Consider the following 13,315-nt stretch of genomic DNA (forward strand, 5'->3'; position numbering starts at 1 on the left):
AAATATCTAAATGAATAAAGTACATAATATATATATAATCATGTACCCTAAAATCTGCCTGTCTTAGAACGAATATCCAAAAATATTAGAAGTATAAAAAACTCATATCTATAAAAATATAGATAAATCAACGGTTTGACTCTTTTTATACACCTGGCAATAATGCCAAATGTAACTTGTACTACTTCTCTGTCTATATCTTAAAAACTAATCAAAGAACACTGCTCTGTCTCAAAAAAAAACACCGCCGTTAAGCGGAAAAGCGAGTGCAAAGATAAAAACGCAAAAAGAAATAAACAAAAAAATAAAACAAAAAAATGAACCTGATAAAGATTACAAAATAGAATATTGATATAAATCAAGAAAAAGAAAAACTGAAAAAAGGTTGAAGTATTACCATCTGATAGAACTTTAAAGTACCCTCTCATATTTCTTCTAGTTTTTACCCTTATCTCGTGAAAAGTTTTTCTCTTAATCCAGAATCCGTCTGAAGTCGTTTGCTGCTGATAACGATTTCAGGCGGATTGAAAAACTTGCACAAGATATGCATAGCAGTCAGACAGCAAGATTGGGCAAGTCTGAAGGATATAATGTATTAATAAGAGTTGAACATTTTATAGATTATAGAGCCCACTTTAATAATGTAGAATCCCTTAGTCGGTAGAGGGATGTTGTCCATACCTTTGGCTATTAATATTCCAGAGGCATTGTAGACCATAACGGGCTCTGAAGATTTATTGACATGCAAAACACCTTGCTGGATGAATATTCCAGAATTAGTGACTGAACGATTCACTGATGTAGGAGTTTCATCCAAATGAACTCTTCTAGATTCGTTACTGATTTTCCCGTCGGCATAGCTCGATACGGTGAAAGCGTATCTCTCCTTCGGAGCAAGGTCAGTTGTAGAGATATAGCAAGTGGTTGCCGTTGGATCTTTCACGAAATTATTGTCGGAATAGTTCACAGCAACTTCCTGTCCGACCTTGGGTTGCTGCCACACGCGCAAATCATCGAAGAAGTAATAGAGTGCTTGTTGATTACCTGCGTCCAATCCCATGAATAATATGTCGCTGTGTCGCATTCCACCTTCAAGCGTAAACTCGTGTTCCGTCCACTGGGTTGTCACATCTATAGTGTCAGCGTCTAGAACTTCGTTTGGTATCACGTCAATATTTCTGAGCTGCACGGTTAGTTTTTTGGCTCGTGCATCGCCTTTAATTTTAAATTTGATATGCACCTTTCCATCACCGTTTCGCAAATCAAGTACCGGCGAGATGATGCTCCCATTAGCCATTATCTTATACCATGCATTATTTATTCCCAAAACACCCTTTGCAAACACACCATTCATTGTTTTCCATCCGCATCGATTGGGTATTTTGAGCTCATTGAATACAAATCCGCCTTGGGTTGTTCCGTTATCATCGGGGTCGTCTACAGTGTTTTCCGATTCGATGAAGCTAAAGTCTGTGTTGAGTAAATCGAAAGTTTCCTCCTCTGTTTCTGCCGTTAAAGTTACGTAGGCTTTCACGAGATATCCTTCAACGTCAGAAACAGTTTGCCAATTGGCGTTGAATCCGTATTCGCTCACGCTACTTGCGGCTTGTGGTACTGGCACCGGGAGGGTAGGATCGATTATGTATTGGGCTGCAATATTTGTTGAAAACAGTCCGACGGCTATTGCCATGAATAGTTTAAGCTTTCTCATACTTCGTAAGTTTTAAAGAGTTAAGAGATGCGCGCAGCAGCAACGAGCATCCAGATTTATTTTATAATTATTTTCCCTGAGGATGATGTATTGTCTTCATAGACAGCTTTGACTACATATAACCCTTTTTTCAGATGACCGATATTAATAATTCTAGCACCATATTTAATATCTAGCATCGCGCCACTCATGGAGAATAGAGCAATGTAGCTAACAGCTTTATCGGTAAGTGTTTCCAATCGTTCTGAAGATGTTATTCTGAATATTGGTTCAGAAATACCTTCAAGCAGAGAAATTCCTGTCGGGTCGATAGAATTGAGAAATACAGGAATTTTGAGGAGTGAAACCAGTGGATCGTTGGAGGTTACTTTAAGACGAGCCTCGTAGAAGTTATTTTGCAGTCCGTTCGTGGCAAGGTGCAATTTGATGTTTTTTGATTGTCTAGGGGCGATAACAAATTCGTCATCATCTATGCTTAGCCAGCTTAAGGCAGATGTTCGTCGACCGGTAATATTACCTCGAATAAGCAGATTTCCATTTGTCCCAAGATCGGCCAACGACCACCAATAAGGACTTTTCTCAACGCTTATTTTGTCACCGAAGCCTATCGTTGCTGGACCTCTATCTATCCCTATCAGATAATTTATTCCTTTACAGCCTTCGAAAGCTACGCCAATCCACATATCTTCACCTGAAATATGCACGGGATTATCGAGCACAATATGATTCCACGAATTAGCTTTTGGCGTGAATTGCTGTCTTAGCAACTCCTCACCGCTGATATTTTGCGTTTGTCCTTTCCATACCACAACGAACGATTTCCGTGCAGGCGACGCAATATAAACATCGATGCTAGAAAGCATCATTCCGTCAATTCCGGCCAACATTCTACCAGGGAACGATTGTGCAAAGGAAACATAGACATTGTCGGAACCCACATTACTATTATAAGTACCGGCATAAGTTAGAGTAAAATCATTAGATTGCGGTGACCCCGGAGTTTTGAACAAGTTTTCAGATACTTGAATCCTAGGTTTTGCTGACGATAAATTCACAATAGCAGGAGCTTTATAGACAGGCTTGATGTCAGGCGAGAGAGGCAGATGAAAATCTAGAGTTATTTTACCGCAAAGTTCTTCTTCTCCATCGTTTCTGATGGTGAGAGTTTGATCGGTGCTTTCATTCACGTTCATAGAGAGACTAAATTCTTTGCTTCCAACCACCATTACAGGTGACTTTGATAGTCGTGCAACGGTTAGAGTGTAATCTTCTGTCTCACCATAGGTATAGGCGCCGAACGATGGTACATCCTGATTACTCAGAATAATTCTCATGCATTTATCGCCAGGTTCAGTGCAGATGTTTTCGGGAATCTTTATATCGATAGTATTCTTAGAAACATATCCAATAAATTCTCCTTCATCGTCGAAGAGCCCGTTGTTGTTCCAATCCACCCACAGTTTCATGAAGTCGCCCTTACGTGTAACACGTTCTACGGTCATAGTGAGAGTTTCACCTGGCTTGATTTCGGTTTTCATTCCAGTGAAGTCGGAATATTTGGACCAACCCGATTCATTGTCTATCGTTCCGACCTTTACCTTCTTTATATATTTAGACGAGCCTTCGAAATTGCTGTGCGAATCGCATACACCGGTGAAATTGTTGGTAAAGAACGAAATAGTTTGTTGAGCCAGCTGCTCATCGCCTGGCGTGATGTTTTTGAGCATGAAGTTATGCACGCCGTTAGTTGAACAATTCACTCTGTTTTTGAAAGTGTATTTGTATGTATCTCCGCTAAATATTGTTGCATCAACATGCTCGGTGTAAAGCAAGCGGTCGTTTTCATAGAGTTCGAGCATTGCATCTGAGATATTGCTTGTACCATAGTTCCGCAATTCCACCTGAACCTTTGCGAACTTACCACGTTCAGTTGGCGAAGGGCCCAGCATTCTGGAAAACTTCAATCCTTTCTGAGCTAGCGGTTCATTTTGATCGCCTAGGAAACAATAGTTGAATCCACCATTATACCATCTCGTTTGCTGTCCTTCTTTATCAAACGAGATAAGTCCGGGATTCTGAACTTCAGAATCGTGAATCAAGGCGAAAGAACTTTTAGGATTATTGCCCATGTCGACAGCACAAACGCTTACGAAGCCACTTTCCATTCTCACTTTTTCCTTCAAATCTATTTTGAAGGCATAGATAAAGCCTTCGTCAGCGGCTCCTTTGGTTCCCCAGGTGGCTGCGGTTTTCTGACCGATGATGTCTACTTCCTCACTGTAGACCTTCTCATCGGGATAGCCCGTTGGACCAATCTTCCAGAAGGCAACTTCTAGACGTACAGGCACCGTCATATTTCCATCCTCGTCGGCATGAAGTCTTTCTGTTTCGGCTCTGAATTGTTCGTTTGCAAAGAGACCGAACACCTGAATACCACGAACGACATAGGAGTTATCCGAGAACATCTGATAGCATCTGGTTTTTCCTCCTACATATCCGAGGTCGGAGCGATTGATACCTTTCATTCGGGCTTTTGGATTGTAGGTTTCGGAGTGAACCGTATTTGGTGGGCAAGGGAGGTCGCCCGTCACCGACGATTGTGAGACGCCCGACATTTCTATATTGATTCTATGCGATACAGGATTATCGCCGGCAATTGCGCTGTCGGGGCATAGGAACGCAATTGCTGTGATGAATATAACTAGTTTCTTCATACTGATAATTTCTATAGGAATTATAGTTTCAAGAAAACATACAACGCTGTGTAGCCGAAATTAATCGGCCACACAACGTATTGAATGGGCGAAGGCTCTGTTGCCCATCGCCTTTAGGGTTAGGAATTTTGTTCGGGTTTGATAAGCGAGCCTGTAAGCCATCGGAGAATTATCCAGTCCGAACATTATATCAGTGACATATTCTGCAGTAGAAGACCATACGAAAATACCTCCACCAAAACCGATGATATTACAGCCCGAATCAAATTCTCGTCCACTGCCCGAAGCTGGCCACCATGCCGTGTTTCCTTCAAACGTATAAGTGGCACCACTCCAATCGTCTCTAGGAACGAAATTGGCAAGTGGTTCCTCCCAGTCGGAGGTTTGCGGAATATGGAACCCAGCTGGACTGGGGTCGTAGTCGGTCTTAACGCCGCCCCACAGTTTAAGGTTAATGGTGTTGTTCCAGTCGCACGATTTCTTATCACAGAAGAATACTGTTGGGCGTGCGATAGCTTCGTCTATCTCTACAGCATGATATTCGAATTTCCATTCCAATCCATATGTCGGATTCATTATTGTCCATTTGCGCGACTCAGTGAAGGCATCTTCTTTTTGCCATTCCGTTTCCTCGTATCCGCTGAAGAACGGAACAATTCGGCCCCATTGCCATAACAGGCCCCACGTCTTTTTTCCGTCGGCTTCGTTAGCGCTAAGTGCTCCTAGATTACGATCCATAAATACTTTGCCATTCGAATATTTCATTGTCTTAGGTACTTCCGTGCACCAGATGTGCCACACCCAGACAATTTTTCCAGCGTTATCAAAAGCAGCCAGAACAATACTGCCTCGCTCACCGGTAGCATCGATTTGTACGCGCTTGCCATCATACTTCACATACGTAATCAATTTCTGTTCGTTACTTTCGCCCACTTTCGTTGCCCATATCCAGTCGACCTTGGCAATATTTTCAATTGGCTTTCCACTCACGTGCAGCGGAACGAAGCTATATTTCCCTGCTTCGGGTATGATATAACAGTTAGCTCCCTCGCCCAGGTCTTTATAAGCTGATTTGAGAGTCTTGAAATCTGTCCGATATACTTTATCTGCTATGAGATTTTTGTAGTAGACAACAACAGCCGTATACTCAGTGTTATCCACAAGCGTATCGGGCGAGAATGTTTTCGACCCCGTAATGAGCTTCTCGCTTATTTTCGTATTGTCGGGCACAATCAGCTTTGTAATCTGATCGTCGTTCAGCCCCTGCAACGAAGCCGAGCGGAACAGCCCATAGCTATAGGTTGCCTTTTCGTTTGACGGAACGACAGTAACATCGGCGCTGTTTTGTGTGATATTAGATACGTTGATTTTTAAACTAACCGGAACTTCCGGCTCAACTTCGGGCGAATTATTTTCGCCACAACTCACAACAACCAGTCCTAGAGCTAAACCTAGGACATGGAAGAAAAAGTTTTTGTAATTCTTCATAAAGCTAAATCTATTTGATCAGTTAGTAGACCTTATCACTTGCAAGTAGATTGTTATGGTCTGATGTTTCGTTTCACAATGAAAACGCCGCAAAAATAGGCGATACTTCCTTTAGTTCCAAATCGACAACACTCGAAAAACAGTTTTTTCTTACATTATTTCGCCCTCGAACTTCGCGTATAAGTGCAGAAACAGTGCAAAGAAGAACAAAAATATTTTTTTGATTTTTTTATATTCTTGTCTACTCCCGGATTATCCCTCGGTCATATGTCCCTACATTAGGGCTAACACCCTTACATAAGAGTATAGTACACCTTTGACGAAGAGTATTTAATACCCTTGGTGAAAAATATTCATTTGTAATACTTTGCTTGTAAAATCTCTAATGACCGATTTGGGTTAAACCTAACTCATGTAAGACACTTGATAAAAACAGGCCTCCCCACATAATGATTTCGTAAACAAAAAAAGGCTGACCCTTTTAACAAGAGCCAGCCCTAAAATCTTTTCTGAATTTAATCTCTAATTGAGCTTTTCTTTAGAAGAACAGATAGCGATGGTCAACAACGTTAGCCTTCAGCACTAAATCCTGCATAAAATTGCCCACATATTGCATGTTCTGTTGAGCACATTGTTGCATCTGCTGCACCTCGTTATACTTCGAGCCGGCGCGCATATTCTTCTTCGTTACCTGGAACATATAAACTCCAGCATTGCCTTTCACCGGATGCTTCGAGAAAGCTCCAACAGATGTTGCAGCAACGGCTCCCGAAAGAGCGGGCTCCACGGCTCCTGTAGCCTGAATAAAGGCGGGCGACGAGAAAGTTATCTGGCCAACGGTGCTCACCCGAGCGCCTTTCGCCGTTGCAGCCGAAATACTGCTAACTCCTTTGAATTTAGCCATGAGGCGGTCGGCCTTTTTATCTTTCATAACTTCGCGTTTCAAGATATCCTTAACCTCGGGGTCGTTCCAGTCGCGGAAACCTTGCGGATGAATGCCCGTAAGTGCAATAACCATCAAATGGTCGTTATCGCCACACTCCCAAAGTTGTGACACATCGCCTTGCTTAGCATCGAATATCCATTTCAAAGCATCGCGAGTTGCATGAACATCGGCAACATAATGTGCGGAGGTTACAACGTTTTTGAGTTCCTGAACCTTGTAGCCATATTTTGTACTGTTGCGTTCGATGTCGGCAAGCGATGGACTCTTTGCAACAAACTCGGCGAACTTGTTGTATGCTGCACTTCGGGTGTCTTTCGAGAAATCGATGGTTTTCTTTATGATTGCTGCCGTTGTCTTGGTTGTCATTGCCTTGCGGTCAAGAACCTGCAGAATCACATTCCCTTGGGTTAGAGCAATATTTTGGGTTGCGTTAACTGCTCCGTTGAGAACTGCTTCGATGTACTGACGATTGTCCTGACTCATGCTTGGGGCCTGTTCGTACTGCTGACCAGTGAACCATATTTTTTCGCCCGTCTGGCCATATCGTTTAGCTATATCCTCGAATGCAGCTCCGCCATCGAGTGCCTTCTGAATCGAATCGGCCTTGGCACGAGCCGCATCGGTAGTGTTGGCAACAACCTGTATTTGTCTGAACTGAACTGAATCTGGGAGCTCGGCTTTTGCCATGATACGTATAATATTCAGCGTGTTGTCTTGTGTATTTTCAACAACTCCGGTGGTACCAACGGGCAGAGAATCTATCTTCGATGAAATGTCTGAATAAGCCTGATAGGCCTTGCTACTAACCGGCAAGCCTAGATAAGGAATAATACTTCCGCTCTTGCTTACAACCTGTGCAGGGTCGGTAGCCGTAGCCAATTGCTGCTGAAGGGTGTTCATTTCCTTAGAAATAGCGTTGCGGTCGGTTTTGCTGGCTTTGATTTGGAAGTCTACATATTTGATGTCGCGTGTTTCGGCCGACTGGCGGAAAGCTAATTTCATTTCATCGTATTTAGCTTTGAGCTCTTCGTCGGTAATCTTCACCTCATCGTCTTTTATGGAGTTATATGCCAAAGAAGCAAGCTGAATCTGTGCTTCTTCGTTCTCATCCTTAAAGGCCATCTTAGCTTCGGCTTTATTCGAGAGAACGCAGCTAGCCAACAATGCCTGATATTTCTGTCCGAGCAACTGCGAACGCAAGTTCTTTTCCACAAAAAGCCAATAGTTGTAAAGCGGTTGCATCTGCTCGGCCTGTTGTGGATTAGCGGTTTGGGCTTTTTTATAAGCATCGAGGAACTGCTTCAATGAGTTCACGTCAAAGCGTCGTGTTTGCTGATTCACAAAAGGTGTCTGGGCCAACAACTGACTAGTTCCTTCGTTCAGCACCGTTTGCAACTCTTGTTCTGTAACTGTAAGTCCCACTTTCTTGGCGTCATTTTCGAGAACTTTGCTACTTATGAGTTGCTGCCAAACCTGGTCTTTCACCTGGTTGAGTTCTTCCTCCGAAAGATTATCGCGTTGCATGGTAAACTTGATTGCATCTTGATATTCAGTTACCAGTTTCTGAAAATCCTGCACATTGATTTTTTCGCCCAGAACCTCGCCCACCTGCTGTCTGGCCTCACCTTTGATGCCATTACATGAGCGGAAAGCTTCTTCGGCAATAAAAGCAAACAGGGCCAAACCGATAATAATAATCAGTATGAGCCCTCTGCTTCTGATTTTTCCTAATACTGCCATTTTGTTGTTTTTTATTTATGTTTTATGTGTTTCTTATGCGTCTAAAAAATTGCGCACAAAAATAATAAGAAAAAGATAACCGCCGTAACATTCCTTTGATAAATCGCCCAGCACAAGCCTGTTTCAGGCACACTTACAGCTCTTCCATGTAATAGACTAGACCTCCGTTTTTAATGAAATATTAAAACCAAACAGTTTCAACGCTGCGGAACTTCCGCGAGAGTAAAACCAAACAGTTTCAACGTTGCGGAACTTCCGCGAGGGCAAAACCAAACAGTTTCAACGTTGCGGGACTTCCGCGAGGGTAAAACCAAACAGTTTCAGCGCTGCGGAACTTCCGCAAGAGCAAAACCAAATAGTTTCGACGTTGCGGGACTTCCGCGAGAGCAAAACCAAATAGTTTCAACGCTGCGGAACTTCCGCGAGAGCAAAACCAAATAGTTTCAGCGTTACATCGAATTACTCTAGATTTAATACGACACAACATCTCCTCACCATTATATTATATCTTATTTTATTGCAGACAACCTATAGTAAACTTCACATTGTCTTGCCTCGTATACAAATAAGGTATTGGGTATAGTTATCTCGGGGGGCAGAAGGATAATTTTTGTATACTCTATTTTTTATATACTTTTGCGCAATTAATTTTAATTCAAAAGAAATTATGTATAGACTAAAAACGCCCCCTACTTCTAAGAGGCAACATGTAAAAGGAAAGAGATTTAGATTAGTTGATTTCATCTTGGCGATAGTATTATTAGCAGCAGCTACTCTATACTCGTGTGGTGGAAATCAAAACAATGGGCTACCTACCCCTGGCAATTCCGGTGATGCTACATTCTCAGTTTCTATAAAGGAGAACTTCTCAAAGAACCCTTTAAAGAATCTAAATAACATTCAGGTCAGAGATACCTTGCGATATGATATAGATTTAAAAGACTTAAATAATGAATCCAATATCCATTACTCTATTGATTTACATAGTAAAGATGGAGAATTTCATAGACGTATAGGAAAAGATTATCGTGTGTTCATTTTCAGACGAGACTCTTTGGATAAACATCTCTCTGCTAATCCTAATTTCCTTAAGGAGAATGAGGAATGGATGAAAGATGGAGAAATTCGACAATCTCTAGTAGATCTTCCTGGAAATAAAGAATATGTATTACTTATTATACCAATTCAACCTGGGACTTTCCAGCTCTCTTATACTTTTCTGAAGCTGAGAGGTAAAGAAAAGCCTACGGAAACCGTTAACAAACAAATAAACTTCAATTGTGTTCATTTATCTGCATGGTATAAATCTATAAAAACAAGAGATGGAAGTGGAGGCTTTATAGGGATTGGAAGCCACGCTTCTGAACATCATAATGAATTCTATTTTAAAATAGATGATGGAAGCAATGAGAAAGATAAATTTCTAGCGTCTATACCTAATAGAAGTCAAAAATATACGTTGATGTATAATGGAAAACGGTATGACGGCAACGACTTTTTCGAAGGACAGGAGATACGCTTCTTAAAAGGGGAAACGACGGAAAAGCATGCCCCAGAAGTAACAGTAAGAGTAATAGAGGAAATAACTATACGACAAAAAGATGAAGGGCGAGACGAGGTAGTACTTGAATTCTACAACATTCCTTTAGAACAAAAATAAATCATTTGAGATATGAATAAGATATTTAAATTTATACCGGTATTAACGGTCATAGTAGTGTTAATAAGTAGTTGTAAAAGTGATGAAGATGCAACATCAAAGCAACTAAATAACTTGAAACCAGTAATATTTAAAGTTGCCCAACCAGAAGTAATATCTTCAGAACCTACAGGTAATGTTATTGATGGTAATAAAAGAGAATTATTGCAAGTTGTGAGAAGGCAGATGACCCTAGCTCCAGTAGAACTTGTTGATGAAACTCTCTCTGAGATTATTTTCCCAGGAAGTATACTTCGCGGAGATGCCTTTATGGAAGGAGAATATGCTCCGGTAGTTGTTAAGAATCCACAAGAAATAAAGTTATCGGCATCTTTGAGAGGAAAAGACTTGGTAGTCTCTGAATCATCATTCCCCATCTTGAGTAATGTTCGACAATCCATTAATAACTTATTAAATCCACATGTTGGAGAAATAGATTATAATAACGCTCCAGCGTATATTACATACCGAAGTAATGAAGTTACAACAGAAGAAAGTTTCTTAAAGACATTTGGAATACATGTTAAAGCCAGCGTCCTAGGAGGAATGGTCAAGGCGAAATTTAATTATGAGCATAAAAAATATTCTTCGAATAAAACACATTATGTATTGGTAAAAGTCAGACAGCAATTCTTTAATATCTCAGTAGATCCGAAGTCAGCTGATGACTGGGGAGAACTGACAAATCTTGGAGAATATGAACCAGTTTATGTTAGCAGTGTTGACTATGGTCGAGTTCTTCATATTCTTGTTGAGACTACAGAAAGTGCAGACTCTATCAGTAAGATGATTAAAGGAGGTATTGAGGCTAATTTCGGAAAATATAGTGGAGAAGTTAAAACAGAACTATCCCAGAAATGGAATAAATATTTCAAAAATCAGAAAATCAAAATTATGATAGCGGGTGGCCCACTAACAACTGCTAGTAAGGTAAGAGATTATGAGACTTTTATGGAGTTCATTAAAGTACCAGAATCAACATCGATTATAGGAGCCTCAGTGCCCATCTCTTATAGAGTGCGTTCTTTGCGTAATAATAGAGAGGTTGAAATCCGCATATCATATACAGACGAAGAATTAGTACCAGAACAGTAGCAAGTCAGACATCGCTCTCCGTCTTTTTAGATTTTAAATAAGTAAAAGCTCAATCAATTTTGATTGAGCTTTTACTGTTTTTTGAAAACTCTACCTAGAATCTTATATATGGAATATAGTAACTTTGCGCGGGTTAAATCATACTAGGTAACAGTGACTAAAGAAGATGTTAAACTGAAAGTTCGGGATATTCTGACGGGCTATTTGGAAATTTATAATCATAGAAAGACAAGCGAGCGATTTGCCATCCTTGATGCCGTTTACGACATGAAAGGGCATTTCTCCATTGACGAGTTGAAAGACAAACTTGAGGGAGAAAACTTCCATGTTTCGCGCGCAACTCTCTACAACACGATGCGCCTCTTTATTGAAATGCGACTGGTGGTGAGACACAGATTCATCGGGCAAACAAAATATGAAGGGAGCTACAACAACGACATGCACGTGCACCAAATTTGCACCATGTGCGGAAAGGTGGTAGACATCGATTCGCCCGAGATAGCCGGTGTCATCAACGAGGCTAAATTGTCTAAGTTCAGAAAGGATGGATTCTCATTATATATATATGGAATCTGCGCACGCTGCCAAGCCAACTTATCGAGGCAACGTAACAAGATTAAACAACAGAAACAAAAAAAAGCAAATGGAAAAAGGAAAAGTTGATGTATTGCTAGGTCTCCAATGGGGCGACGAAGGAAAAGGAAAAGTGGTCGACGTGCTCACACCAGCCTACGACGCTGTAGCACGGTTTCAGGGCGGTCCGAACGCCGGTCACACACTTGAATTCGAGGGACAGAAATATGTTCTGCGCTCCATTCCTTCAGGCATATTTCAGGGAGGAAAAACAAACATCATCGGCAATGGCGTTGTGCTGGCGCCCGATTTGTTCATGAATGAAGCCCGCGAGCTCGAGAAAAGCGGTCATCCACTCAAGCAGCGGCTCAAAATATCGAAGAAAGCTCATCTCATCATGCCCACCCATAGGCTTCTCGACCACGCCAACGAAGCGGCAAAAGGAAAAAATAAGGTGGGAACGACGGGAAAAGGAATCGGTCCAACTTACACAGACAAAATCAGTAGGAATGGCCTACGAGTGGGCGATATTCTGGAGAATTTCGACTGCAAATACGCAGCTTGTAAAGCTCGCCATATGAATATGCTCAAAGCCTTAGGTTGGAACGATTTCAGCTCGCTCGAAGAATCCGAACGCATTTGGATGGAAGGCGTGGAATACATGAAAGAGTTTGAGTTCGTTGACTCCGAGCACGAAATAAACCACCTCATCGTCCAGCAAAAAAGTATCCTTTGCGAAGGCGCACAAGGCACTATGCTCGACGTCGATTTCGGCTCATATCCATTCGTAACCTCATCGAACACCGTGAGTGCCGGAGCCTGCACCGGTCTGGGTATCGCCCCGAACAGAATAAGCAACGTGCTCGGAATAATGAAAGCCTATTGTACACGCGTAGGTGCCGGTCCGTTTCCCACCGAACTGTTCGACGAAACAGGCAACAAGCTGCGCAATCTCGGGCACGAATATGGCGCCGTAACCGGACGCGAACGCCGATGCGGATGGCTCGACCTTGTTCAGCTGAAATATTCGGTAATGATTAACGGCGTGACTAGCCTCATCATGATGAAAAGTGACGTGCTCGACGGCTTCGACATCGTAAAAGCATGCATAGCTTATCGCCTACCGAATGGCGATACCACCGACCATCTGCCATATTCAATAGACAACGTGGAGCCCATCTACAAAGAGTTCCCCGGCTGGCTCACCGATATGACCGACTTCACCAACGAAGAACAATTCCCACAAGCATTTGCGAATTATGTTGAGTTCATCGAGCAATTCCTCGGTGTGCGAATAAAGATAATATCCTTCGGCCCAGACCGCCAGCAAACCATCATCAGAAAATAAA

8 protein-coding genes are annotated in these 13,315 nt (G+C 41.9%); 4 read left to right on the forward strand and 4 right to left on the reverse strand.

The window, feature by feature from the left end; translation table 11 throughout:
- Positions 1-595 precede the first annotated feature (595 nt).
- The 4 genes from HMPREF9140_RS04615 to HMPREF9140_RS04630 all read right to left on the reverse strand — a co-directional run bounded on the left by HMPREF9140_RS04615 (position 596) and on the right by HMPREF9140_RS04630 (position 8,599).
- Positions 596-1,711, reverse strand: coding sequence for a hypothetical protein (locus tag HMPREF9140_RS04615; RefSeq protein ID WP_006952131.1), 1,116 nt, complete (start codon positions 1,709-1,711; stop codon positions 596-598).
- Positions 1,712-1,767: 56 nt separating this feature from the next.
- Entirely contained in the window at positions 1,768-4,425 is a 2,658-nt protein-coding gene (locus HMPREF9140_RS04620; protein WP_006952136.1) for a GEVED domain-containing protein, read from the reverse strand.
- 60 nt (positions 4,426-4,485) lie between these two features.
- Complete coding sequence (locus HMPREF9140_RS04625; protein WP_006952137.1) at positions 4,486-5,913, reverse strand: fibrobacter succinogenes major paralogous domain-containing protein; 1,428 nt, start codon at positions 5,911-5,913, stop codon at positions 4,486-4,488.
- Positions 5,914-6,451: 538 nt separating this feature from the next.
- Positions 6,452-8,599, reverse strand: coding sequence for a peptidylprolyl isomerase (locus HMPREF9140_RS04630; protein ID WP_006952138.1), 2,148 nt, complete (start codon positions 8,597-8,599; stop codon positions 6,452-6,454).
- Between the two features lie 667 nt (positions 8,600-9,266).
- Between HMPREF9140_RS04630 and HMPREF9140_RS04635 the strand changes: the two genes are divergently transcribed.
- The 4 genes from HMPREF9140_RS04635 (at position 9,267) to HMPREF9140_RS04650 (ending at position 13,314) form a co-directional block, all read left to right on the forward strand.
- Positions 9,267-10,259 (forward strand): hypothetical protein, encoded by a 993-nt coding sequence (locus tag HMPREF9140_RS04635; protein WP_006952139.1) that lies wholly within the window; start codon positions 9,267-9,269, stop codon positions 10,257-10,259.
- A 12-nt stretch (positions 10,260-10,271) separates the two neighbouring features.
- The gene (locus HMPREF9140_RS04640) at positions 10,272-11,393 is read left to right on the forward strand and encodes a thiol-activated cytolysin family protein (protein ID WP_006952142.1); all 1,122 of its coding nucleotides are present in this window, start codon (positions 10,272-10,274) and stop codon (positions 11,391-11,393) included.
- A 153-nt stretch (positions 11,394-11,546) separates the two neighbouring features.
- A complete protein-coding gene (locus tag HMPREF9140_RS04645) occupies positions 11,547-12,056 on the forward strand; it encodes a Fur family transcriptional regulator (RefSeq protein ID WP_006952144.1) in 510 nt (169 codons plus the stop codon).
- Positions 12,037-13,314 (forward strand): adenylosuccinate synthase, encoded by a 1,278-nt coding sequence (locus HMPREF9140_RS04650; protein WP_006952145.1) that lies wholly within the window; start codon positions 12,037-12,039, stop codon positions 13,312-13,314. The genes HMPREF9140_RS04645 and HMPREF9140_RS04650 overlap by 20 nt, the downstream gene beginning before the upstream one ends.
- The last annotated feature ends 1 nt before the right edge of the window (position 13,315 follow it).

It is taken from the genome of Prevotella micans F0438 (genome assembly GCF_000243035.1).
In the GTDB taxonomy this organism is placed as follows: Bacteria; Bacteroidota; Bacteroidia; order Bacteroidales; family Bacteroidaceae; genus Prevotella; species Prevotella micans.

Excerpts from the sequence above, each read along its gene's own strand:
- HMPREF9140_RS04615 (WP_006952131.1), bottom strand. The coding sequence starts at position 1,711 with ATGAGAAAGCTTAAACTATTCATGGCAATAGCCGTCGGACTGTTTTCA.
- HMPREF9140_RS04620 (WP_006952136.1), bottom strand. The coding sequence starts at position 4,425 with ATGAAGAAACTAGTTATATTCATCACAGCAATTGCGTTCCTATGCCCC.
- HMPREF9140_RS04625 (WP_006952137.1), bottom strand. The coding sequence starts at position 5,913 with ATGAAGAATTACAAAAACTTTTTCTTCCATGTCCTAGGTTTAGCTCTA.
- HMPREF9140_RS04630 (WP_006952138.1), bottom strand. The coding sequence starts at position 8,599 with ATGGCAGTATTAGGAAAAATCAGAAGCAGAGGGCTCATACTGATTATT.
- HMPREF9140_RS04635 (WP_006952139.1), top strand. The coding sequence starts at position 9,267 with ATGTATAGACTAAAAACGCCCCCTACTTCTAAGAGGCAACATGTAAAA.
- HMPREF9140_RS04640 (WP_006952142.1), top strand. The coding sequence starts at position 10,272 with ATGAATAAGATATTTAAATTTATACCGGTATTAACGGTCATAGTAGTG.
- HMPREF9140_RS04650 (WP_006952145.1), top strand. The coding sequence starts at position 12,037 with ATGGAAAAAGGAAAAGTTGATGTATTGCTAGGTCTCCAATGGGGCGAC.